At 54.9% G+C, this 24,592-nt stretch carries 15 protein-coding genes; 1 reads left to right on the top strand and 14 read right to left on the bottom strand.

Annotated elements, in window-relative coordinates; translation table 11 throughout:
• Nucleotides 1-30: 30 nt before the first annotated feature.
• The 4 genes from JW937_01595 to JW937_01580 all read right to left on the bottom strand — a co-directional run bounded on the left by JW937_01595 (nt 31) and on the right by JW937_01580 (nt 3,916).
• Complete coding sequence (locus tag JW937_01595; protein ID MBN1586104.1) at nt 31-669, bottom strand: hypothetical protein; 639 nt, start codon at nt 667-669, stop codon at nt 31-33.
• An 86-nt stretch (nt 670-755) separates the two neighbouring features.
• Nucleotides 756-2,258 carry a glycerol kinase GlpK gene (glpK, locus tag JW937_01590; GenBank protein ID MBN1586103.1) on the bottom strand — a complete coding sequence of 501 codons (1,503 nt, stop codon included), beginning with the start codon at nt 2,256-2,258 and terminating at the stop codon, nt 756-758.
• Complete coding sequence (locus tag JW937_01585) at nt 2,255-2,809, bottom strand: paraquat-inducible protein A (GenBank protein MBN1586102.1); 555 nt, start codon at nt 2,807-2,809, stop codon at nt 2,255-2,257. The genes glpK and JW937_01585 overlap by 4 nt, the downstream gene beginning before the upstream one ends.
• Before the next feature lie 81 nt (nt 2,810-2,890).
• Nucleotides 2,891-3,916, bottom strand: coding sequence for a DUF128 domain-containing protein (locus JW937_01580; GenBank protein ID MBN1586101.1), 1,026 nt, complete (start codon nt 3,914-3,916; stop codon nt 2,891-2,893).
• Between the two features lie 278 nt (nt 3,917-4,194).
• On the opposite strand from JW937_01580, the gene JW937_01575 reads away from it, so the two are divergent.
• Nucleotides 4,195-5,862, top strand: a complete 1,668-nt coding sequence (locus tag JW937_01575) for an FMN-binding glutamate synthase family protein (GenBank protein ID MBN1586100.1) — start codon at nt 4,195-4,197, stop codon at nt 5,860-5,862.
• A 19-nt stretch (nt 5,863-5,881) separates the two neighbouring features.
• Here JW937_01575 and JW937_01570 read toward each other — a convergent pair whose 3' ends face one another.
• The 10 genes from JW937_01570 to JW937_01525 all read right to left on the bottom strand — a co-directional run bounded on the left by JW937_01570 (nt 5,882) and on the right by JW937_01525 (nt 24,566).
• Nucleotides 5,882-13,180 carry a hypothetical protein gene (locus tag JW937_01570; GenBank protein MBN1586099.1) on the bottom strand — a complete coding sequence of 2,433 codons (7,299 nt, stop codon included), beginning with the start codon at nt 13,178-13,180 and terminating at the stop codon, nt 5,882-5,884.
• A gap of 225 nt (nt 13,181-13,405) precedes the next feature.
• Complete coding sequence (locus JW937_01565; protein ID MBN1586098.1) at nt 13,406-14,332, bottom strand: aldolase catalytic domain-containing protein; 927 nt, start codon at nt 14,330-14,332, stop codon at nt 13,406-13,408.
• 162 nt (nt 14,333-14,494) lie between these two features.
• Nucleotides 14,495-15,001 (bottom strand): zf-TFIIB domain-containing protein, encoded by a 507-nt coding sequence (locus JW937_01560; GenBank protein ID MBN1586097.1) that lies wholly within the window; start codon nt 14,999-15,001, stop codon nt 14,495-14,497.
• Between the two features lie 114 nt (nt 15,002-15,115).
• Nucleotides 15,116-15,319 carry a hypothetical protein gene (locus tag JW937_01555; protein MBN1586096.1) on the bottom strand — a complete coding sequence of 68 codons (204 nt, stop codon included), beginning with the start codon at nt 15,317-15,319 and terminating at the stop codon, nt 15,116-15,118.
• Nucleotides 15,320-15,414: 95 nt separating this feature from the next.
• Entirely contained in the window at nt 15,415-16,524 is a 1,110-nt protein-coding gene (locus JW937_01550) for an SGNH/GDSL hydrolase family protein (GenBank protein ID MBN1586095.1), read from the bottom strand.
• On the bottom strand, nt 16,521-16,979 hold the full coding sequence (locus JW937_01545; GenBank protein ID MBN1586094.1) for a thioredoxin family protein: 459 nt from the start codon (nt 16,977-16,979) through the stop codon (nt 16,521-16,523). Before JW937_01545 ends, JW937_01550 begins: the two co-directional genes overlap by 4 nt.
• 147 nt (nt 16,980-17,126) lie before the next feature.
• Complete coding sequence (locus tag JW937_01540; GenBank protein MBN1586093.1) at nt 17,127-21,722, bottom strand: efflux transporter outer membrane subunit; 4,596 nt, start codon at nt 21,720-21,722, stop codon at nt 17,127-17,129.
• Nucleotides 21,723-21,728: 6 nt separating this feature from the next.
• Complete coding sequence (locus JW937_01535) at nt 21,729-22,778, bottom strand: efflux RND transporter periplasmic adaptor subunit (protein MBN1586092.1); 1,050 nt, start codon at nt 22,776-22,778, stop codon at nt 21,729-21,731.
• Nucleotides 22,779-22,876: 98 nt separating this feature from the next.
• Nucleotides 22,877-23,518, bottom strand: coding sequence for a CerR family C-terminal domain-containing protein (locus JW937_01530; protein MBN1586091.1), 642 nt, complete (start codon nt 23,516-23,518; stop codon nt 22,877-22,879).
• Nucleotides 23,519-23,579: 61 nt separating this feature from the next.
• Nucleotides 23,580-24,566: a class I SAM-dependent methyltransferase gene (locus tag JW937_01525; GenBank protein ID MBN1586090.1), complete on the bottom strand. Its 987-nt coding sequence runs from the start codon at nt 24,564-24,566 to the stop codon at nt 23,580-23,582.
• Nucleotides 24,567-24,592: the final 26 nt, after the last annotated feature.

The following is a 24,592-nucleotide window of genomic DNA, read 5'->3' as shown; positions in this document are numbered from 1 at the left end:
AACCGCGCGCAATCCGGATGATCAGATCAACTACAATTGAATCGTGCTGACGATCTGATCCAATAATTCCGTGTGCGCACTCCAATTAGAGGAAACGCATTCCACATCCGCGCTTCGGCGGGTGTTTTTGGTGCTGTAAATCGAATAACGCAAAGAACCCTCGCCCAAAGAACTCCAGACCTTGAGCCCCCTCCACTCCTTTCCCTTGAGCCTTTGGTAAAGCATCTTCCCCTGCGCATGAGCAAGCACCAACTGACTTTGGTGCTCCAGAAGCCACGGCTCCCAACGGGCTCTCAGAATGGCTTCGTGGAAGGTAAAGGGGTCGGCTGAAGTAGTCGACAAGGTCAAGGCCAAGGGTACTCCCGGAGCCTGAGGCCCGAAGCGCAGAATCAAGCCCCTATTCCTGCTCATAAAATACGCAGAGCCCATGCCCTCTGTATCAGAAGGTGAAGTCATTTTTGTAAAATCATTGGGAAGCATCACGGAGATTGTATCTAGTTGTGTCTTCTCCCAGGATTCCGGTATCGCCTTGGATTGCAGATTGAGGAATCCCTCAAATCGGGGGCGCGGAGCATCCTTCCAGATTCGAAAATACCCGCTGGTCCAAAAGAAGAAAGCAAACCCAGCCCCCAATAATGTGAACACAACAATGAGTTTGCTGTTTTTCATCAGTATCTTTCGACTCTTCCCCGTTGGAGGTCACATGCCCACAACCGTGGATTTTAGCATGATGCGCACCACGCACCAACCCAAGTTCAAGGCTGTCCGCACGTTCGGACCCTTCCCACAGCCTCCTGCCATCCTGCATAAAGGGCACAGCGCACCGCAGGTTTCATGCCCGGCAAAAAACGTTGTGGCTTTGGCTCCGCGCGCTCAAACACCTCAGTACCCGCTTCCCAAATCCCGTTCTGAATGCCGGCCAATAAAGCCACTCCCTTGGCCGTAAATTCCACACTTGAGGGACACACGACAGGCAGACCCAAGAGGTCTGCCTGAAACTGCATGAGAAACTTGTTCCTGGAGGCTCCGCCGTCCACGCGCAATTCTTTAAAACGCAATCCGCTATCCCGGGCCATGGCCTGGACCACATCCACGGTTTGGTAAGCCATCGACTCCAGAGCGGCACGCACAATCTCGGCCCGGCCGGTCCCGCGTGTCATCCCGACCAAAGCCGCACGCGCTTCTTGATCCCAATACGGCGCGCCCAATCCCACAAAGGCAGGAACTAAGTACACGCCTCCTGTGTCCGGAATACCGGATGCAATGGCCTCGGTCTCCTGCGCCTCTTTGATCAGATTCAGTCCGTCGCGCAACCACTGGACTGCAGCGCCGGACACAAACACGCTCCCTTCCAAGGCATAGGTAGGTTCGCCCTTAGGCCCGCAAGCCAAAGTGCTCAACAGACCGTGCCTGCTCTGGATGCATTGATCCCCGGTTTGGAGCACCAGGAAACACCCTGTTCCATAGGTATTCTTCATCTGTCCCGGGCGCGTACAACCCTGGCCAAAGAGCGCTGCTTGTTGATCTCCTGCAACTGCGGTAATGGGAATACCTGCCGGCAGGGGCCCTAAACGCACGGTCCTGCCGTATTCTGCGGCCGAGGCATGGACTTCAGGCAACAGGCTGCCGGGAACTTTGAGTTGTTTGAGAAGATCCGGATCCCATCGACGCTTTCGGATATTGAAAAGCAGCGTGCGGGAGGCATTGGAAAAATCCGTCGCGTGCACCTGTGCGCCGGTTAAGCACCAAATCAACCAAGAATCCACAGTGCCGAATGCGAGTTTGCCCTGCCGGGCCCGATCCGCTGCGCCGCGCGTATGGTCTAAAAGCCAGCGAATCTTTGTCCCTGAAAAGTACGCATCCAACTTAAGCCCGGTGCGCCGCCGGACAGTCTTCTCCAGCCCCTGCTTCTTGAGCGCTTCACACAGGTCCGCGGTGCGCCGGCATTGCCATACCACTGCCGGGGCAATGGGCTTGGAGCTCTTACGATCCCATATCAAAGTCGTTTCGCGCTGATTGGTGACCCCGATACAGCTTAATTCTTTGCCGGAAATCCCGGCACACGCCAAGGCGCGCTTGGTCGCCGACAGTGTGGTACCCAGCAATTGATCCGGATCATGAGAGACCCAGCCGGGCTTGGGAAAGATCTGGGGCAGCTCCACAGAACCCTGCCCCGCAATCTTGCCGTCTTCCCTAAAGATTAGGGCCCGGGAACTGGTGGTGCCCTGGTCAATGGCCAGAACATAAGCCCGCTTCACAACAGCCCATCCCCTTCCGGATTCGGGATTTCCGGGACAGCGCCCCGCGGCGTTTCCAACGCTTTAGCCAACCGTTCCACGTTAGCCGCCGCAATCATGGATATTAGAATCGCTGTGCAAAACACATACACCCCTGCCTGGGATTCCACGTGAGCCACCGCTCTCGTCTTGATTACCACAATCATCAAGGCCACGACCAAGACATCCAACATAGACCACTTGCCCAAGAACCCCAGCCAATGGAGGGCGAGTGTTCGTTTTTGTTCAGAAAACCGCACCACCCAAATAATGCCCAAGGCCGTAAGCTTGGCCACGGGAAACAGCACGGAAAAAAGAAGAATGATCCCTCCCAAGAAATACTCTCCGTCTTCAAAGAGCTTGAAGGCACCCGTCAAAATCGAATAGGAGCTCTTCCAAAAAACCATGCGCGTGACTTTAAACAAAGGCAAGGAGAGACCGACCGCCAATAAGGTGCTTGCCGAGATGATTAGAAGTGGAATATCAATACGCTTGGGGTAGCAATCTGCAAGTGATTGGGAGGTGTTATCCATTAATGGCAGTCCCGGTTGCGCCTTTGCCATTGTACTGCGCTTGATTCGTGCAGACCAGGCAAGCTCCTTCAATATTGCAGATCAACTCAAGATAGGGCGCGCCCTGAGATCAAGTTCTTCGAAGTGAAACAGATTCTTGTACTCCGCCAGACCGTCCAGGGCACTGAACTCCAATTCGAATCCGCGTTCTCTGAGAATGGCCATGGGGTTCAAACCTCCGATGACTCCCACCGCAACACGGTCTTCCTCCACGGGAATTTCCAGGACAGGTTGACCCGGACTGCCGATCACCATAATACCACCCAACCCCGCCTGCTTGAGCCTGAGTGAAAGGCCTTGGACCACCTCGCGGCTTTCGGCAGGAACCTCGCGCAGGCCCGCGCCTATCCGGCCTTGGCCTGTTTCGGTCGCGCCGACATAGTTGGTCATCCCGCTGCGAATGAAGATCTCCAGAGGATCCACAGTCGTGCCGCCATAGTGGATGAGTTCCACAAAACGTGTCGGTTTAAAATCCCGGATCTCCACCAAGCCCCCGAACTTGGAAAAAACCGGAATCCCGTGGGCTAAGAGAACCCCATTAAGCGTAATCGAACAAACCGTGCTGATACCCACCTTGCCCGGGGGCACATTTTTGTCTCCGCAGCGCTCTCCCGGGCCATGCAAGGCCATCAGAGTCCCCATGGCATAGCCCGAAGCAAAAACCCGCTTGATCAGCGGGATCGCATCCCTAAAAACACGCAGGTCAACCAGACTCGTGTTGACCACCACCGTGCCGTTCTGCGTCTCCAGATCAAAATCCATTCTGTAGGTCATATTGTCGATCTTGGAGGCAAGCAACCCGACCTTTTCATACGCAAAGGCCTCGGAGACCTCTTGCTGGCCTGCAGGGGTCAGCCTGCGGCCCTGCTTGCCGAGATTTTCCGTCATTCCCTCTTGATCCAGTTGTTGCAAGTACAGCCGGACCGTGCGCTCGCTCACGTCGTGGCCAAACCCTTGCAGGCCTTCGGCAATGGCCGAGCTGGGCAAGGGTTTTCCGGAGCGTCTCAACACGCGCAAGATGGAAAGCTTTCTGCGAATGACTTTTTCACTACTATCCCGGAGGCTCAAATTAAATCTCCTTGATCACAAGAACGCTGGCATCTTTGCCAAGACACTGTGTGAAACCCAGGATGGGTGTCTGGGCGGGCGCCTTTCAGTCTATCAACTATTGGCAGATTTGCCAAATATGAAAACCAATTATGATCCAGCTCATTCAATGAGATCTTCCTACGCCTTTATTAGACGCTATTTCTCATTGACAGCGGTTCAATAAGCATTCTACTATCGGCAAAGTATTGCCAGTTTTTTCTCTCAAACCCACCGCTCCTTAACAAAGTGAGGATTCAATGACTCAATGGCCCAAATCCATCGACGCAATAGGCGCTGCCAATCGAGGCAACCCTTGTGAGTCCGGCCTATGCACCCTCTGCGACTCCGACTGCACGGGCCGCTGCGAAACCTGGCTTTCCAGCTTGCGCGGCCGGAAAACGCTCTATCCCCGGCATTTTGGAAGCAGCACCTCCGGCAGTTCCAACACCCAGCATGTGGGGGTCTCCTACAGCAACCTCCGCATCCAGGGATATCTTTACGGCGCCGAGAATCTGCCCGGACAGCTCACCTCGAATGCGGATGATTGTGTGTTTCCCAATGTTTCGATCGAAACCCAGTTCGGCAACAAGGTCAAGACCAAAGCACGAATCCCCATTATGACGGGTGCTCTGGGTTCCACATTCATTGCCGCCAAGTACTGGGATTCTTTTGCCATCGGGGCCTCGCTCGTGGGCTTCCCCATTGTGGTGGGAGAAAATGTGGTCGGTGTGGACCAAAAGGCAGTGATTGAGAAGGGCCGCATAAAGAAGGCGCCGGAGCTGGACCGCCGTGTGGACACTTATCTCCGGTACTACGACGGCTATGGGGCTATCATTGTGCAGCTCAATGTGGAAGACACACGCAATGGAGTGGCCGAGTACTTGATTGAAAAGTACGGCGACAAGGTGGTGATTGAACTCAAGTGGGGCCAAGGAGCTAAAGTCATCGGCGGAGAGATCCAGGTCAAAAGCCTGGAATACGCACAGTTCCTCAAAGACCGGGGCTATATCGTCGACCCGGATCCCACCAAGCCCGAAGTGATCGAGGCTTTCAAGGCAGGGGCCATTCACTCCATTGCGCGTCATAGCCGGCTCGGTTATACCGACTCTTCCACTGCCGAAGGCGTGCGCGAAGCCTTTATGGAGTCCGTGGCCTATCTTCGCAAGCTGGGCTACAAGCGTGTGACGCTCAAGACCGGCTCCTACGGGATGGAAGCTCTGGCCATGAGCATCCGTTTTGCCTCTGAAGCAGGTCTGGATCTCTTGACCATCGACGGATCGGGCGGCGGCACAGGAATGAGCCCCTGGAACATGATGGAAAGTTGGGGGGTCCCTTCTATCCTTCTGCACTCAAAGGCCTATGAGTACGGCCGGATCGTTGAAAATGCGGGATACAGGGTCGTGGATATGGCCTTTGCCGGCGGCCTGGTTCGCGAAGACCATATCTTTAAGGCCTTGGCTCTGGGCGCACCCTATACCAAGCTCATCTGTATGGGCCGTTCGCTCATGATCCCCGGTTATCTGGGTTCCAACATCGAAGGCGTACTGCTGCCTCAGAACAAGGAAAAGGTCAACGGCAATTGGGACAAGCTGCCTAAGTCCGTGGCCGATATGGGGAACACAGTCGAAGAAATTTTTGCCGGCTACTATGAGGTTCGCAAAAAGGTCGGCAAAGCGGAAATGAAGAATATCCCCTACGGGGCCATTGCTGTTTGGACTCTCGCAGACAAACTGGGCGCCGGTCTCCAGCAACTCCTGGCCGGAACCCGCAAGTTCAGCCTGGAGGGGTTGTCCCGGAATGAAATCTTCTCTGCGAACCGGGAGACCGAGAGAGAAACGGGGATTCCCTTCATCACCGATGTGCAAGACCAGCAAGCCAAGGAAATTTTGACAGCTCCAAGCTTTGAGAAGATGGTTATGGCTTAGAAGCTATATATACCCCGGCTTAAAGCGACTGACTCAGAAGCTCGGCAAGATAGGCTGTGCCACCCGGGGCCGGAATGGGACTTCCAGCAGTGGGAGGAACACGGCTGATGCGGCAAACCTGTTCCTCCCATCCCCATTTTCCGGATGGACGATCAGTCCACTGCATGATTTGAAATATATTGATTCGGGGATCCAGGATTCTCTCCGCATAAGTTCCATCCGGCTGACGCACCAGCGGAATTTCTTGCACATTTTCCCAACCATTGTCAGTCTCGACACCGGCGTGGATAGCCCCGGGGCTCTGACTGCGAATTACTAGAATTTGTTCCGCTTCAAGTTGGATCACTTCCCCCAGGTTCTTCCGGTTTACGACCACTTGCCTCGCCCGCTCCAGAGAGGGCTGGGATTTGCAATGCTCTTGGATTCTTTTTTGAATATGCGCTTGCGCCTTTTGCACCTCCTGGGGGTATTCGGCTAAAAGCCCCGCAAAAGTCTGCATCAACTCTCCAGATCGAGTCGGGCCCACCCATGGCTCATCGAGTTCTTCCGGAGCAATCAATGTAGCGGAACTTTCGGAACGCACACGCAGCGTGTCCACAGACCTGCCTTCCCCCACAGAAACAATCATCCCCACTTCTGATTGCAAAACAGAATCGTCGATAGGAAGCCCCCCTTCCTGTGTCTGGGGGAAATCCCCCACAAAAACCATCGAAGATCGAGGCCAACCCAAAAAGTCCGCGAGCTCATCCATGGCAGTGCCCTTATCGGCACTCTCAAAGAGCAAGACATAACCCTTGAGTTTCTCCTCCCACGCATAAACCAGGAAGGAAATCCCCTCTGCCTGCTCCTTGCCCAAAACCAGAAAAGGCAGCCGCACCTCAGAATCCATCCCACTCAAAGGCCTTAAAACTCTTTGGCCCGCATGCAGAAAGTCCGCCCCTGTATTAAGACCCGCAAGAGCGCCCACTTGTCCCAAGCTCTCCAAGGTACTCTGCCGAAGCGGCCCCCGGTACTCCTGTGAAAGCGTGTGATCCACATCGAAGAAAACGACCGGCACTTCGCCCCGTTCAAACACTGACCTTAGGTACTCTTCAAACAGGCGTAAAGAAGGGTCTCTGAAAACCCCTTCTGGGTCCTTCTCTGCCCCGGGCTGTACATTGAGAATTCCGCGTCTTCCAATTCCACCCCGCGCAAGCTGCCGCCGCGCTTGAGGATCAGAGATCGCCTGTCCGTTCACAACAAAATGATACTCGTGGGGTCCGTAGGGAATCTTGAGGCGTGTTTTGTAGACTCCGCGTTCCTCATCAAAATCCATCGGCCTGTAGTGCTCATGAGTAAATGGTGCAACCACACCCACATGGTGTCCACCCCATCCATCATCCGGCCGGTAGGTAATTTCAACTTCTCTTGTGGGAATGTGAGTCCATCCGGAGCCTGGGCCGGATTTCAGAAAGAACTCAGCCATTTGTGCAGCCCAGCGCGCTTTGGCCGGATTGCCGTTCACCGTCAATTCATACCACGCATTGCCCAGCAAACGACTTCCGATAAAGAAAGGGATTGCTTCAAGGGCAGCATTGTCGTCAATCCGGTACAGATATTCCCGGAGAAAAACTTCCACTGCTTCCTCATAATGCTCCATTAGAAACGGCATCTGGTATCCTGCCTCAAGCAAGTTAATGACATAATTGGCCAGGTCCATCGCGGCAGGTGCGGACTGAATCCACTCGGCATCAATCATCTGAACTACGCCGTGATTCTCGTCCATAAAGGTATTCCACGGACTCGGATCATCCACAACTGCTGTAAGTCTCTGCGACTCCACAACCGAACGCCAGGCCTGTAGATGTGAATCAGAAATATTGGCCCAGTCTCGAGGCAATTGTTGCATGTAGTTCCGCATCAACCCATGGTGCTGATCAAAGATCGTTTCAATCTGAGGCCCGGATACGGTAGGAAAATCTCTATAGGGTACATGGCCCCAAATTTGAAGCGACGGCCCCTCCTCCGTCATATAGCCCGCTTCTGAAAATGCCTCTTGATGATACAAGGCCAAGCCTCTGGCAGCGCCTTTCATAATCGCCCGGAGGCTCTCCATATCGCGTACAGTATCCAGCTGCGCAGCCATGGTCTGGTGGGCTTGGCCTATTTGAGCATCAAACATCACAGCCATAAGATGCGGATCAAACCAGAGCAAGGTTTGAGAGAAAGGATTATGCAGACCGTGTTCTTTTTCACGCATAAATCGATTAAATCCATCGTGAAGCGGCGTAAATATCTTGAGAATCCGGTCGCCCTCCGGCGTGGCAACCACCAAAGAACGAGGAGACGCGCGCAAGACTGTGGGTGGTTGAGGCAGCCCGTGTGCGTCAAAGATAAGCCATGCAAGATCCATGGGGTACAGGCCTTGAGTGTGGGCCCCATAGCGCCCCAGGGCCTTGGGGTAAGATATCTCCAGCATTGACCGGTGGGAAGGATTATTCCAATTGCCTAGCGGAGACACTGAGCTGTAATACGGATGCCACTGTCCCACATCACCACGAAGAATATCGGTCAAACGATTCGGGTCTTCTAGGGCATCCTCAACGGACAGAGACCAGGCCACTGGGACTTGCTGTCCGTCCACACTCCACGCCATTGTGACTGTCCGGCCGTCAAGAATGTGGGTCATCCAGCCCAGTGCGGAAATATCGGGGATCCAGCGCGAGTCCAGCACCAACAGATGTTCCGCACCACGTTCCCGGGCCAAGGCAATGGCTCTCAGTAAGTCCTCACGACGATCCGCCTGAGCTTCCAAAAAGTTGACTTCAAGCTGATGCAAAGCGCGGAGCGCATCGGAATCCGGATGCTCTTGTCCCTTATCCAGGCCCGCAAAGACCACATGACCATTAGTCCCCAAAAGGCCACTCGCCCCGAGAATACGGTCGAGAGGTGTGAGGCCTGCAACCTTCTTTGTCATACCCTCGCTGGCCAGCACTATCAGGCTGGTTTTGGATCGTCGATCCAGAATTCTCCTGAGTTGCTCAGGCGCATTTACCTCCTGCCTTTCGATCAGAATGTCTTGGGGCTCCCACCAAACCTGATCAGACCCGGGCACATGCCAACTGACCGTCAAAGCAGAAGCACCCCTGATCTCCGCTTGATACCCATGAAGCGGAGGCAACTGGGGCTGTAAGGGCCAGCACCCAATCTCCCTCCACGGCTCCTGATCCGGACCCAAACCAACGTACAGCATCCCCGGTTCAGATGAAACAACCGTCAGGGGCTGCCCTGGGTAGGCTTTCAAACGTGTGAAATGTCCTACCTGGTTAGGTCCGATGCGTACAAGCAAGGCAGCAAGTCCTTCCTGCACTGCCTGGGGGCTGGGGACTTTCACATGAGCCGCAGAAATACTCCTCCATTGCCGATCGGGATCTGAAACACGGAGCGCCTGGATTGCTTCTTCAAAAACTCGGACTGCTCTTACACTCCCTAAGACACCGCTCTGGCCGGAGTACACGATAGGATTCGCCGCACTTCTTTGCGAAGGAGATTCGTATTGAGCTCCCTCATCCACCAGCGGGATCACAACTCCCCACCCCAGGCTTTCTATCGCCGTACCGGCTTTCCGCCGGCGCATCCACCGGACCGGTCCAGACACCTTGCCTATATAGGCCTGTTGATGAATGGGAAGATCCAGGACCTCACTCAGGGTTTTAACGGCCTCTTGCCAGTTGCCAAGAGATTGGCTGTATCGAAGATAGCCGCCGGATTCTTGATTAAACAAGTAGAGCTCAGCAGATCCGGACCGATTGGGTTGCGCGCCCACAATAAGATATGGAATCGGCAGGGCCTCTCCGTCTGAGGCCCTGAGCAACAGACGCTCTACCTGTTCAATGGGCCGGCTGGATAGGATACATAGGGTGGGAACTGCACGCTGCATTTCGGCTAAGCAGGACTTCAAGGACTCCAGGCCTTCTGCAGGGCCGTCCCCAAAGAATTGATCCGCATCCAAAAATGCAACCGGCAGCTGCCCTGCAACGCTCATCTCCTTGACCCAAGAATAAAGTCGATACAATTCCTCCGGAGCACGGCCCATCCGGGCGGCCAGTCTCTCCCGATCCACATAAGACCGGACAAGGGCCCGGTGGGCCCATGCCAGATTCCGGGTTCCCCGCGGCCATCCGGTCTCCGCATCCACCTGACTGGTTACACTGCCATCCTGCGGCAGGTGGCTGAGTACCCAGTCCAAGTATCCCTCCGAAATTTCCTGGGCCCGCGTAATGAGTTGCTGGGGCTGTTGTTTTTTTAGACGCCGGTTTTTTGGGTCTATTTCAAAGAAATGCCTGTAAAAGAGCCGCCTATCCGCAGACAGTTCCGGGTTCCCTTGTTGCATCCATTCCAACGCAAGACGTGTGAAGTAGCGCTCCATCCACAAGGTGGAAATCGTCCAGGGATTTCCCCGGCTGAGGCCGTAGCCATCGTAGCAATCCCCCACATAACGCCCGATCCCCATCCCTGTGGGCCGGTACGCTGCCCATCTCTGATTGACGGGAAAGGCATCGGAAAAAGCAAATTCCAGGGCAGCCACCGTATTCATTAAGGCCGGATTCTGCAGCCCCCACTGAACCTCAGATTCCTCCAACGTGTGAATCAAGGCCCCCAAATTGGCGCTATCAAAAACGCGTAGTACTTTCCCGTAGTAATCCAAGCTGGCGACCACAATAGGTGTCTCCAGGGCAGACCTATCTTTCCCCAGATACCCAACGAGCTTTTCAATCAGCTCCCGTTCTTCACTTGAAATTTCTGCTTCTTCGAGCAAGTCCCCCAGGGTCCACACATGTTTTCCAAGCTCTTGCTCGATCAATGATGCCAATGCACGCAGATCAACATTGCCTTGGTTGCTTATCCCCAGAACGTCTTCCACCTTTGCTGCGGTCAACAATGCGCGCCGCTGAACCATACGCGTATAAAAATGAAGACCCCCGAGTTCTTCCCATACATCAAAACTCCCTGCTTCCCAAGGTGCCTGTAAATTCCTCGACGGCCAAAGCGAGTCGGGCTGACTCGTGTAAAGAAAGCGAAGGTCCTTTTGGATCGTTTCATAAACAGCCCGGGCCTCATCCCAACGACCGTGGTTTGCGAGTTCCAACGCAAAATCACTCAAAGCAACGACCCTTAATGCCAGACCGTCATGCTGCGGTTGTCCTGCGTCGAGACTCAGCGGCTCCCCGATCTCATGATCACTGCCGGCCTCCAGGTAATACCGGCTTGTGCCCAGACCATGGGGATATTGCTGTGGATCCCTTTTAATAATGGCATGAGTTCTGTCGATAAAATTCAGATAACTGAAGATTTTCCATTCGATTTCATTCCTGGCATCCTCGCGGTCCGGAGGCAGATCTGTTAACTCATGGACAAGTGCTTTCAGGACCAATGCCGAATCTCTGGGCTGATCCCAACCCAGGTTTGCCACGGGGGAACTCTGGACACCACCGGTTCGAGTAATGCTCTCCAGAAGCCTCTGAACGCTCATCTGTGACTGCAAAGCCAGCCGCTCATGCAGACTCAGAGCTGTCACACGCGTGGGGTATGCGTTGGGAACAACTTCTGCGGAATCCTTCTCGAACACAAGTAAGGGAACCCAGTGTTGCTCCTTGGATATAGGCAACGGAAACCACGTAGGTTCTTGTGTGGCCGTTACTTCTCCGACCCAACCAAACTCCAACACCCAGGTTGTCGCACCGGGCGGTAAAAGCAACGGCGACTCTCCCTCCGATGGAACAGCCGGGAATCCGAATTTGATCTCAAACACACGCGGATCCATACTGTCCACGTCTATGGAATGGGGGTAAAGATGAATGGTTGGTCGCTTGCCATCCGGAAAAGTTGAGGTGGGACTGGCACGAAAACAGAGATGGGACTGCAAATACCTCAACACCCGGTCACGTTGCACGTCGCTAACCATGACCTCTTCAGCATTCATACTCTCCAAAGAAATACTGACGGAAAACTCATACGAATCGCTGGGACTCTTCGGCTGAAACCTGTCAATCTGCTGCAAACTGATTCGGCCATACCAGTCCACAGGAGTCTCCTCGCTCGACTCCTTTTGTCCGGACAAGGTCTCAGCAACTCTCAGTTGTGGAGGCGCCAAACGATCCAGTTCTGCTTCGAACTGTGTGATATGCTTTGCCCGCCTGCTTAGTTGTTGAGCAAGCCCTGGGTCCACTTCCCCTGCCCAGGCAATCATCCTCTCCACCAGCACCTCAGCCGGAGTCTGGAAAGGAGGAGCCAGAGAAGTCAATGCTTGCGGGCGGATCCCCACAAACATGAGTCCGGATCCATCGCCCTCTGCTTGCAAGATGATTTCGCTGGGATCAAATGCCCAAAAACCGGGAGAGTGCTTCCAGATTGCGCGGGCAACACTCACCACGCGCCTGAGCGCCACAAGAGTCTGTACACGATCAAGTCTTTTTTCGCTCAGAGCAGTGGCTAACGACATGCCCTCCACATAGGGAAGTATGTAATAACGATTTGACGAATCTACAGATATAACATCGACAATATTCGGGTGCTGCAGCTCATCTTGCACGGACCGAATCAGCCGGGAATCACCGGTCCGCTTCGGATCTAAGGCTACAAGGACATATCTCTCCTGTGTCTCCATATCCTCAACGACAAAAACATCTCCGGAACTATCCAGGATTCCCCGGGGGATGTACCTCCGCTCCGACATTTCCTCGATGATCTCTCGAAGTCTTTGCGTTCCAAGCTTGCCTTTCTGGCCCATTGCGGCAACATCCAGCTCTCGAACACCTTGCTGCCAAAGGGAAATAGCTGCATTACGCATGGCTGCGTAGTCCCGGTAAGCTTCTTCAGGTTGTCTCTGTGCTTGCTGAAAACGCTGAAGAAATTCCATAAGCTCCGCGCTTCCTGCCCCCAGAAGATTCCGAACCCCAGGCCGGGAGAGCGCTGCTATCAGACGGTCGAACCGGGTGATTTGATGAACCGGATCGCGGAGCTCCAGAAGCCAAGATTCAGGAACAGGAAGCTTTCCGCTCTGCAGAGAATCCCTTGCTGCTAGAAGCACCAGAAGCTCCAGCCTCAGAGAAGGCTCCTCGTTTCTGAGAATCCTCGACAAAGCCTCTAGCGATTGCCCTGCGCGGCCCGCCACCTGCTGGATCCCCTCACGGCGGGCCCAGTCATCCCAGACTTCACGAATGCCTGTATCGAGGCTGGCCACAATGGCGAGATCCTCTCCGAACCCGGAGCTCCTTGCCAGAGCCGGTGTCAAGGCAAAAGCAAGGCTCATGGCCAAGCAGAGGCTTATTCGGGACATCCTAATTACTAGGGGGTGCTTGCAGCGTTTTAACATCTTCTTCCTAGGTAAAGGGCTTCCGGAGGATTCCGGGTCACGGGTTGGATAGACATCGGTGGGAAAAGCTTACCATATAGGAGCATACATATCAAGTATTTATAAAGTTATTAACATATCGCCTCCGCATGCAAAAAGGGCTACCGCTTTGGGTAGCCCTTTCCAACTCCCTGCAGAAAACCGTACTGCCTATTCCTCGTCGCTCATCATGTCGAGGAAGCGGACATAATTGCCCCTTTCCTCGCCGGCGTTAAACTTGATGGCTGTACGCGGATGCTGATTCATTTGACCCGTCAGCATATACGGAATATCGAAGCCCCACATCAGGTCTTGGCGCATGGGCTCGATCGTCTCCTGGATGCATTTGAGAACCGGCCGGAGACGGTATTTGGGGTTATGCAGAAAGCCCATCAGGAGCTCGGTTAAGCAATTCCCTGCTCCGCGGCCAAGGCCCGCCATGCTGGCATCCAACATCGTCGCTCCCTTGATGACCGCTTCCACGGTATTCGCAAAGGCGAGCTGCTGGTTATTGTGCGCGTGCATACCCACCTGTTTGCCGGCAGGCTTGGCATACTTCATGTACTTGTCCAAAAGAAAATGGGCCTGCTCGCTGTACAAAGCGCCAAAACTATCAACCACATAAAATGTTTCCACCTCGGACTTCGCCAAAAGCTCCAGCGCTTCATCAATTTCCCGTTCCGGAACAATCGACACCGCCATCATATTGATCGTCGTTTCATAGCCCTTGTCGTGGGCATCCTTGATCATGTCCAGAGCCAGCGGAATTTGGTGCACATAGCAGGCCACCCGGATCATATCCAGCACACTGTCTTTCCGCGGCAAGATGTCTTCCTTGTAATCGCATTTTTCCGCATCTGCCATGGCTGAAATCTTGAGATCCGTATCGTTTTCGCCCAGGACACGGCGCATATCTTCCTCAGCGCAGAATTTCCAAGCCCCGTGCTCATCCGCAGAAAAAAGTCGCTTGGAGTTCTTATACCCGATCTCCATATAATCGATCCCGCCCTCGGCGCAGGCCTTGTAAACAGCTTTCACTACCTCGTCATCAAAGGCATGGTTGTTCATCAAGCCGCCGTCGCGAATGGTACAGTCCATGATCTTGATATCCGGACTGTATGAAACCCACTTGGCAGCGGGATTTCCCTCTGCATGGTTCTTCTTTATCACGATGCTCCCTTTCGGTCTATCTCGATTGATATTAATGGCAAAGGGGCCGCGCAGTTGAAAAAACCACGCAGCCCCGGAACAAGTTCACACTTAAAAGGCTCCCCAGTCCTGATCTCCAGGAATGTAATAGCTGGGGCATATAAATTTAAACATATTTGCAAAACGGCGCGCCTTTTGCCCGGCTTCTTCGCTTTGCCCGCGCGCTTCGGCAACCGCCGCGCTGTTTTCCAACATCCCTTTGATAAAAGCCTTGCCTGCCGAGCGGCGCTCGTCTTCTGTGGAGAACATTTCCCGTATCCGGGCCAGCTCACCCGCATCCAGCCAAATGCCGCCGGTCGCCGGACACTCGTCAATCTCCACCTGCTGCTTCACGCTCCAGAAGCGCCGCATCATGGTGACATTGGGATCCCGCGGACTCCGCAAGCGCTGCTCCAAGTCAATATCCTGTTTCTGATACTTGGCCATCAGCTCGAGCAGCTCTTGCCCTGCCTCTTCGTGGGGCTCGTCAAACTTCTCGAGCTCCCATTTGTCAAACCAGATTCCCCCGCATCCCTCTGAGAGGTGCACCCGGAGTCCACCCACCTCGATTTCCTTCATTGGAACCCCAGTGCGGGGGCATTTTAAAGCATCTTCTGGCATCTTTGGCCTCCTGGTCTAATCAGTCGCAAAACCCGGGCCATTTTAGCACAGACCGCAGCCCTTGATGAGGACTTAGGCTGCCCGGTTCAGGAGAGCTGCGGCGCGCAGTTGCTGATCTAACACGGCTAATGCCGGTTCAAGGACCGGATGGGTGGCTTCTTCCGCCCACGCGGAAGCGGCTCGCAACACCCCCGGATCCCCGGAGGCCCCCGTCATTCCAGGAGAAACCCCTTGCATGGCAGCCACCATGCCCGTTAAAAGGACCACGATATTCATGCGATACCTCCAGTCGATTCCTCACATTTTCGTGCCTTTAATATAGAACCAGTTCGGTCCTATTTTCAACAATAAAAAGAGAAGATCCGGGCCGGTCAAAGTTCAGATATTTGTAACAAGAAGGCACTGATCTGTCCGGCTGCCAAACCGTGGCCTCGCGCATTCCAATGCGGGTCTTCCCGCAGATACAGGTCCTGGGGATTCCTTTGAGCCTGAAAGAACGGCAAGAGGTCCAAGACCGGTGTCTGCGTCGCCTCCCCTGCGCTTAGCACTGCACGGCTCGGCAGACTCAGGGCCAAGCGCGAAGCAGGAATGTCCAGCTGCAGGCTCAGCAGCGCTTTTGTAGGCTCCTCCAAGGCCTGCTCCAGGCTCGGAATCACCACAATCCCCAGTCTGATTCCCAACGCCCGGGTGTTTTGTGCCATCTCCTGCAAAAGCCGGAGCGTCATGTCATAATGCCCGGTTTCCAGAAAATCCAGGTCAAAGCAGGACATCCAGCCCCGTTCAAAGACCTTTTTCCCCAAACGCAGGCGCGTGCCGAGCGCATGCCAACGGCTCAGGCCCAAATTCCACAGCGCGCTGGGCGTACGATTGGAGGGAACCGGCACATTCTTCAGCACCAGTTCATTCCCTTTGGAAAATGCGAACCGGGGTTTGAGATACAGCCCATTTTCCTGGGCGCTCAACAAATTGCCGAGAATATCATTGGAAAAGAAACAGAGAATCACATAGTCCGGTTGGTAGCGCAGAACCTTTTCGCGCAAGCTGAGGAGGGATTGGTCCGTGCTGTAACCCCACATGCCGAAATTGAGGACTTCCCAGTCCGGCCCGAGAGAACGCTGTATTCGATCCGTAAAGCGCTCCTCCTCGAGTACTCCGTAACCCATCGTAAAGGAGTCCCCCAAAAACGCCACGCGCTTCACACCAGGCTGAGGCTCTGCTGAGTGTTCTTGATCTTGGAAGCCGTCCTGGTTGATCCGGATCCGGGCGTCGGCCATGTCCACGGGATCAAATTGGACATTCAGCTCCTGCCCCGGTTTCCCGACCCAGCCGAGCACGGAGTGACGTTGGCAGATGCCCTCACGGAAAAAATTAAAGCGAAGGCTTTCGCCCCACAAAACGCGCAGTCCGGTCTCGGCAAACACAAGGCCCAGTAAAATCCCGAGCAGAATTGAGAGCACGGCTTTAGATGGATTCTGTTTCACTGAAGAGCCTGCTGCAGGGCCTGCTGGACACTCCCCATCCCATTGATGCCCTGGGCCACTACCTGGCCTTTACGCCCGTAAATCCAAATGGAGGGAACGGAGCGAATGCCGTATTTTTCGGCCACAGGCGAGCCCCACTCTTTGATATTGATTTTTCTCAGGAACACATCCGGAGTGCTTTGGACGTATTTCTCCAGAACAGGACCAAGGGACTTGCAGGGCCCGCACCAATCCGCATAAAAGTCAAAGACCGTGATTCCCCCGCTCACCAGATGGCTGGTCAGATTAATCGACTCTCCCCCGAAGCAAATGGTTTTGACCTTGGCCCCTTGCACTGTGGGCCCGGAAGTTGCGGTTTGGGCAGCTGTAGTCCCGGAGCTTGGGGATTGGCGGGACGGATACTTGGCCACACGGCGGCCGCAATCCTGGCAATAGGTGCGTCCGGGCGGATTCATCACGTGACAATAAGGGCATTCCACCCCTCCAACCTCGACCGCTTCACTGCATCCAAGAAGAAACAACACCGGCAGAGCCAGAACAAGTCTTCTCATGATTCCTCCTCGCTTGTGCGGATATTATAGCCCCAGATATGAAGAGACGGGTCATTCGGAGGATTGAGGAGCCCCGCCCAAAGACTTGATAAGAAGAACCGTTGAGATCAGGCGCTGGCGGAGGATTCGGGCTGAGGAAAGTTCAGCGTCCAGGCGGGAGCGTTCCGCATCCACCACTTCGAGATAGCCCACAAGACCCTCTTGATATCGCGACTCGGAAATTTCAGCAGTCCGTCGCGCGGAGCTGAGCACCTTATCCTGAGCCTGAGCTTGATCGCTTAAAAGCCTCAATGCAACCAGCGCATTTTCAACTTCGGCAATGGCGGTAAGCACCTGCTGCCGGTAGGCAGCCACGCTTTCTTCGTAGCGCGCCTTGGCTGCATCCAAGCCCGCCCGGTTGCGCCCCCCTTGGAAGACCGGCAAAGACAGACTGGGACCTAAAGACCAGACGCGGCTATCGGTCTCAAATAGATTGGAGGTCTTGGCGCTTTCAAATCCCGCAGAGCCCGTCAGAGCAATGGCCGGGAAAAAAGCTCCTACGGCCACACCCACCTCGGCATTGGCCGCAGCCATCCGGCGTTCAGCCTGGGCCACGTCCGGCCGGCGTTCCAGAAGCGCAGAGGGCAAGCCCGGCGGAATCGAGGGCAACTCCGTGTTCAGTGTTCCGGTTTCCAGATTAAAGCTGGAAGCGGCCTTGCCGCAAAGCACGGCCAAGGCGTTCTCGATTTCAGCCCGGCGTCTGTGCAAATCAAAGGCCTCGGTTTCCACTGCAGCCAGTTCGGTACTTGCGCGCGAAAGATCGAGTTCTCCTGCCACTCCCGCATCCACGCGATTTTTCACAAGCTCCAAGGCTTCCCGCCTAAGCTCAACTGTTTCTTTTAGAATAGCGGACTCAGCATCCAATTCACGGATCAAAAAGTAGTTCTGGGCCACATCCGCGCTCAGTGTCAGGTGCAGGCTGCGGTACTCAGCCACACTGATATCGAGCTCTGCGCGCCTGGCTTCAAAAGAGTTGCGAACTCGCCCCCACAAGTCGATTTCATAACTCAAATCCAGAGGGGTGGAATAAAAATTCTGCGTAAAGCCTCCGCCAGCCCCGCCGAAACCGGATCCAAAGCTACTCAGAGTCCGGCGCGAGCGCATGGCCGCAGGGTTGAATCTCAAGTCGGGAAAAAGTTCCGATTTTTGGACCCGCGCCAAGGCGCGTGCCTGTTCAACTCTTGCCAAGGCTTGTTCCAGAGTCAGGTTTTCCTGCAGAGCCAGTTCTTCCAGGCGGTTGAGCTCCGGGTCCCCGAAGATCTCCCACCACGCCCCCTTGTCGGCTTCATCCTGGGGTGAGGCTTCTTTCCATTCCCCGGACTCCAAACGCGTCTTCCATTCCTGGGGAAGCTCCATTGCCGGAGTCTCGTACCGGGGTCCTACCGTGGCACAGCTCATCAAAGAGGAGGTAACCAAAAGGAGTGCCATGAATCCGGCCGCCGCCTTCGGAGGCCGCACCCGGCGTGAGATGCGGCTAATCGCCACATAGAAAACAGGAATAATGAAGAGCGTCAGAAAGGTGCTTGTTGCCATGCCCCCGACCGCGACCACGCCCAAAGGCCGGCGGCTCTCACCCCCGGCTCCGAACCCGATAGCAATGGGCAAAATACCGACAATGGTGGAGACCGCAGTCATCATGATGGGACGCAAACGCACCCGACCGGCTTCCATCATGGCCTCCCTCGCATCCATGCCCCGGGCCACGCGCTGATTTGCGAAATCCACCAGAAGAATTGCGTTCTTGCTCACAAGACCGACCAGCAGCACCATCCCGATCTGGCTGTAGAGATTGATATTCATCCCCGACATCACCGGCACAAAGCCCGACAGAGTCTTGACTAATGCGGAGGGATCGGGACTAAAGTTCGCGGCAAAGTACAAACCTTGGCCCATTTGAGAAATCCAATTCAGAAGCCACAAGGAACCGAAGGCCCCGAAGCCGGCCAGCGGCAAAGTCAGCATCACCACGAGCGGATGGCTCAAGCTTTCGAACTGCGCAGCCAAAACCATATAGATGATAATAATTGCCAGAATGAATACTATGAGAATGTCCGAGCCCGTATCCTCCAAATTCCCGGACTCACCGGACCATTCGTATCGAAATCCCGGGGGCAAGTCTTTCTCTAACAGAGCTTTTGCCTGATCCATGGCCCGGCCCAAGGGTACCCCCACAGGAGTCGCCTCAATCGTGGCAGACCGCAGGCGGTTGTAGTGGTTGATCCCGCTCGGACCTGCGCCTGTATCGGAAGTCACAATATTACTCAATTGCACCAGATCCCCAAGATTACTCCGGACATACAATTGGTCCAAATCCTGGGGTGTGAGCCGGGACTCTCGCTGAAGCTGGGCGATCACATCATACTCTTTGCCGGAGACAGTCAGATTGGCAAGATCCGAACCTCCGAAAAGGATCTGCAGCGTGCGCGAGATATCCTCCACGGAAACCCCTAAAGCATTGGCCCGATCCCGGTCAATTTCCAAACGAAGTTCCGGCTTGTTGATTTCAAATGTGGAGCGCACATTGATCAAAAAGCCCATGCCGCGCAACTTGTTCGCCAACTCGTCGGCATAGCGGTTGAGCTCTTTCAAGTCCTGGTTTTGAAGTACCAGTTGAAAAGGCTGGCCAAAAGCGCGGCCGATGGACTTGGGCACAATGGGGATCGCGATGGCCCCCTGGACCTCGTTAAAGAAACGCCCTTGCAACCCGTTGGGGTCTCCCACCAAATTGCGCACGTGGCGCTCGTGTTTTTCTTTCAGCCGGATAAAGGCCACTCCTTGCTTGGACTGGCCGGGTCCTCCCATGGCTATCGCAACCGCGGAGAAATACCCTTCCACTTCAGGGGTTTCTCCGATAATAGTCTCCATGCGTTTAACCATGCGATCCGTGTATTCGCTGGTCGCCCCCTCCGGAGAAAGTACCATGCAGAAAAGCCAACCCTTGTCTTCGTCGGGGAGAAATTCCCGTTCAAGACGCATAAACATGAAAACCGATGCCGCAACGGCAGCCGCTGCAATAAAACCGATCACATAGGGATGGCGCATGGACCAACCGAGCTGGCGCGTGTACACGCGAGTCAAAGCGCTGAACCGGTCTTCAAAATAATCCAGTATCTTGTGCTCCCGCACCTTGGGCACCGGACGCAACACGCGCGCCGCCATCGTAGAGGCCAAAGTGAGCGCCACAAAGGTGGAGATAACCACAGAAAAGGAAATCGCGACAGCAAACTCAATAAAGAGCCTTCCGGTCAGACTGGTTTGAAAGGCCAAGGGCAAAAACACGGCAACCAGTGCCGTGGTTGTGGCAATGACGGCAAAGGTGATCTCTTTCATGCCCGAGAACGCCGCCTCCATGGGCGTCATTCCCTCCTCCACATGGCGGTACACATTTTCCAGAACCACAATGGTGTCATCCACCACCAGGCCGATAGCCAGGATCAATGCCAGCATCGTGACAATATTGATGGAATAGCCCATCAGATTAAGGGCGGCAAAAGCGGAGATGATCGAAACCGGAATCGTGACTGCGGGAATGAGCACGGCGCGCAAGTTCTGGAGAAACACATAGATTGAGAGAATCACCAAAATAAAGGCAATTCCCAAGGTAACCCAGACTTCCTTGATGGCCTTTTCCACAAAAACGGATTCGTCGTAGGCAATGGCCACATTGACTCCGTCCGGCACCAGAGGAGCCAGGCGCTTCAGTTCGGCCTTGACGCCCTTGGTCACTTCAATGAGATTGGCTTTGGATTGTTTGACGATTCCCAGGCCAACCGCCGGATGGGAATTGTACCGGGCCACAGAGCGTTCGTCTTCCACACCCACCTCGGCTTTGCCCACATCCATCAGGCGCACAAAGACGGAGCCCTGCTGTTTGAGAACTAAACGGTTGTATTCCTCCGGCGTCTTAAGCTCTCCGCGCATTTCAATGGAGAGCTCGCGTTGACGGCCTTCCAGCAACCCACTGGGGCGCTCCACGCTTTGCTCCCGCAGGGCTTGTTCCAAATCCTGGACCGTGACGCCATGCGCCGCCATCTTTTTTGAATCCAGCCAGATCCGGATGGCAAAGCGCTTGGCACCGCCGATAATCACGGAACTCACTCCGGGAACCACTTGTATAGGGTCCTTAAAGAGATCCTCTGCCAGTTTGGTAAGCTCCAGGGTGCTGTAGCGATCGCTGTTGAGCGCCACCCACATGGAAGGTTGGGCATCCGCGTCCTGTTTGGCAACCACAGGCTCATCCAGGTCATCAGGCAATTTCCCGCGCACCCTGGAAATACGGTCGCGCACATCCTGGGCAGCTAACTCCACATCGCGGGAGAGATCAAATTCGATGGTAATGAGGCTGGCTTGCTCACGGCTTTGGCTGGTGAGGGTTTTGATACCTTCGATCGTGGTGATCGCCTCTTCCAGGGGCTCGGTCACCTGGGTTTCGACGATCTGCGCACTGGCGCCGGGATACACGCTCGTCACATTGACGATCGGAGGGTCGACATCCGGCAACTCCCGAACCGGTAACTGCCGTATCCCGATCGCGCCAAAGAGCACCAAGGTCAGGCTCATCATGGTGGCCAAAATAGGACGTCTAATACTGATTTCCGGAAGGCCCATTCTTATTTACCTCTGCTCTTCGGCCAACTTCACAGGGGATCCGGGTCCGATTTTTTGCCATCCTTCGGCCACCACGACTTCCCCTGCCTGAACGCCTTCCAGAACTTCCACGCGGCCTTCCAATCTCAATCCCAAACGCACAGGCCGGATCTGTGCCGCGCTCTTCTCGTCAACCACATACACAAAGCTGTCATCACCCCGCAGAACCACAGCCGTCTCAGGGACCACCACTGCATCTTTCCGGACTTCCAGCACAAGGTCCAAATTCGCAAACATCCCGCGCATCAATTTGCTGTGCGGATTCGGAATACGCGCTTTCACCAAAGCCGTGCGCGTGGTCTGGCTAACCTGGGGTGCGATGAAATACACCTCGCCCTCAAACACCTCGTTGGGATACGCAGCCACAGAAATCTTCACAGGCTGCCCGATCTTCACCTGGCTCAAATAGCGCTCCGGCACTTCGAATTCAGCCTTGATAGGATCCTGGCTGCTCAGCGATGTGAGCTTCGTCCCCTTGGAAACAAACTGGCCTTCGCTCACCATTCGGGACCCCAGGACTCCGGAAAAAGGAGCGGCAATGGTCGCATCCTCGAGCAGTTCCTTGGCAAGTTCCACGGTTGCCTCGGCTGCGGCCAGAGTTGCGATGGTCTGGTCGTATTCCTGGTGCGAAACTGCATTGCTGGAAACCAGTGCCTTGTAACGCTTCTCCGTGGCTTGGGCCAGCTTCAGATTGGCCTGGGCTTGGTCCAAGGAAGCCTGCAGCTTCTTTTCGTTGATCCGTATCAGGATTGCGCCTTTTTGAACGGACTGGCCTTCGCTGAAATCGATGGCCTCCACAGTGCCCTCCAACTCGCTCTGCACCTCAATGGTCTCATTCGCCTCCAAAGATCCCACCAGCGAAAGCTTGTCTTCCACAATTTCGAGTCCTGCCGGAGAACTCACCACACCCACGGCCCACATGCCCCCAGGCCCGCTCTGGCCCTCTGCAGGCTTTCCGCATCCGGCCGCAGCCAGAATAAACAGCGCACCCAATGTCACAATTCCAAAATTCCTCATTTCAGTTCCTCTTTCTTTGGCATCATCATCACGAGGAGCCAAGCAACGCAGTGATCTTTGTTCCGCACAGATCCCTTCGCTGTGCTCGGGATGACAACCTATCCAATCTCCGTGTCCGGCTTCATGGCCTTCAAGGAAAACTCCGTAATGTGCCGGGCAATGCGCTCAATTTCCGCTATGTCATAGGACTGTCTGGGGTCCAGTTCCTCAACCACCCCGCGGCAGTGCTGATACACCATGCATTGACCAAAGACACTCCAACGGCAACGGCGGACTGTCTCCTCTTTGGCCCTCTTGCCCAGGATTTCACGAAGAATACCCTCCAGCTCTTCTGTCAGAGGCCTGGCAAACTCCCCGATAAATCCCCGGAACGCGGTGCTCGGATCAGCCATTTCACGGGCCATGAGCTGGCCGTGCCAGTCCGGCTTTTCAGAACAGCCCAGCATACGCAAAAGCATGGAATGCACAAAGGAAAAAAGCCGCTGTTCGGCGGTCGCCCCCCGCGGCAAGCCGGAAATGGTGGGGTAGGCAGCGGCCGTTGCGTCCATTCCGTAGCGCAAAACCTCGGAATAGAGTTTTTCTTTGTCCCCAAAATAGTAGTTCACGGATGCCACATTGGCCCGGGCCCGGCGGCAGATCTCCCGGATTGTCGCACGCCTAAACCCTTGTTCGGCAAAGACTTGGCCCGCTGCTCCAATGAGTCTCTCCCGGGTCTTGTCTGTATGAGCGAGATCAGTCATTTTGTCTCCGCAAAATCAAACGCTTGTTTAAATCACAAGTTTAATGTTTTTTGGGGGGATGTCAAGGCCTTGCCGGAGAAATCATCCGCCAGCACCGGTGGATCTTGCGGTTGCGATAATCCTCAGGGATGGTGCGGGGGGTCAGCTCTTTCAATTCTTGAACAGGCAGGCCCTCAAAACGCGGCTCAAAACGCTGGTGGTTGGTGGAAAAAAATACCGTAGATCCGGGCTTCATCAACCGGAGCACAGACTTGAGCAAGCCAGGGTGGTCCTCGTTGATGTCAAAGCACAGATCCCGGCTCTGCTCCTTATAGAATGAAGGAGGGTCCACAAAGGCCAAGTCAAAGCGCCTCCCCTCCTTCTGCGCCTGTGAGAGGAAGCGGGGCACATCGGACTGAATGAGCTCGTGGTCCGTCCCCCAAAGCTCATTGAGTTTGAGATTGTCTTGGGCCCATTGCAGATAGGTCTCGGAGCGGTCCACTGTGACCGTTGTCTTGGCTCCGCCCGCGGCTGCCGCACAAGTAAAAGCTCCGGTATAGGCAAAGAGGTTCAAAAAATCCTTTCCTTGCGCAATTTCGCGGATCAAAACACGCGTATTCCGGTGATCGGAATACAATCCGGTGTCCAGGAAATCATTTAGATTGATCCAGAACTTCAAGTCGCGTTCCGTTGCGGGGAAGCGCTCTCCTCTGGAGTCGAGGCGGCTGTACCGGGGCCTATCCTCTTTACCCGGCCCGGTTCGACGGCGCTTCACATAGACCTGGTCCATGGACAATTTGAGCGTCTCGGCCACGGCCAGGGCCATCCGGGGCAACCACCACGGTCCGGTTTGCAGGCGTTCGTACTCCGCGATCACGACATGGCCGGCATACCAGTCCACCACAGCCCGCACTTCGGGAATATCCCAGTCATAGAGCCGGAAGCACTCGATTCCCTGCTTGCGAAACCGGCGCGACAAGTGACGATACCGGTTCCGGATCCGGTTGGAGAGGATCTGCGCGTGGTGTTCAGCCTTTTCCGGGGTCACAAAATGTTTGGGGAGAGACAAGATCGTTTAGTTCCGTCGCATTGAGC

Source organism: Candidatus Omnitrophota bacterium (assembly GCA_016929445.1).
Classification (GTDB): domain Bacteria; phylum Omnitrophota; class Gorgyraeia; order JAFGIU01; family JAFGIU01; genus JAFGIU01.
Note: the sequence above shows the minus strand (reverse complement) of the source record. Positions and strands in the feature narration are given on the sequence as shown.

Excerpts from the sequence above, each read along its gene's own strand:
- JW937_01555 (MBN1586096.1), bottom strand. The coding sequence starts at position 15,319 with ATGAATATCGTGGTCCTTTTAACGGGCATGGTGGCTGCCATGCAAGGG.
- JW937_01540 (MBN1586093.1), bottom strand. The coding sequence starts at position 21,722 with ATGGGCCTTCCGGAAATCAGTATTAGACGTCCTATTTTGGCCACCATG.
- JW937_01560 (MBN1586097.1), bottom strand. The coding sequence starts at position 15,001 with ATGAAGGAAATCGAGGTGGGTGGACTCCGGGTGCACCTCTCAGAGGGA.
- JW937_01575 (MBN1586100.1), top strand. The coding sequence starts at position 4,195 with ATGACTCAATGGCCCAAATCCATCGACGCAATAGGCGCTGCCAATCGA.
- JW937_01565 (MBN1586098.1), bottom strand. The coding sequence starts at position 14,332 with ATGGACTGTACCATTCGCGACGGCGGCTTGATGAACAACCATGCCTTT.
- JW937_01545 (MBN1586094.1), bottom strand. The coding sequence starts at position 16,979 with ATGAATCCGCCCGGACGCACCTATTGCCAGGATTGCGGCCGCCGTGTG.
- JW937_01535 (MBN1586092.1), bottom strand. The coding sequence starts at position 22,778 with ATGAGGAATTTTGGAATTGTGACATTGGGTGCGCTGTTTATTCTGGCT.
- JW937_01585 (MBN1586102.1), bottom strand. The coding sequence starts at position 2,809 with ATGGATAACACCTCCCAATCACTTGCAGATTGCTACCCCAAGCGTATT.
- JW937_01595 (MBN1586104.1), bottom strand. The coding sequence starts at position 669 with ATGAAAAACAGCAAACTCATTGTTGTGTTCACATTATTGGGGGCTGGG.
- JW937_01570 (MBN1586099.1), bottom strand. The coding sequence starts at position 13,180 with ATGTCCCGAATAAGCCTCTGCTTGGCCATGAGCCTTGCTTTTGCCTTG.
- JW937_01530 (MBN1586091.1), bottom strand. The coding sequence starts at position 23,518 with ATGACTGATCTCGCTCATACAGACAAGACCCGGGAGAGACTCATTGGA.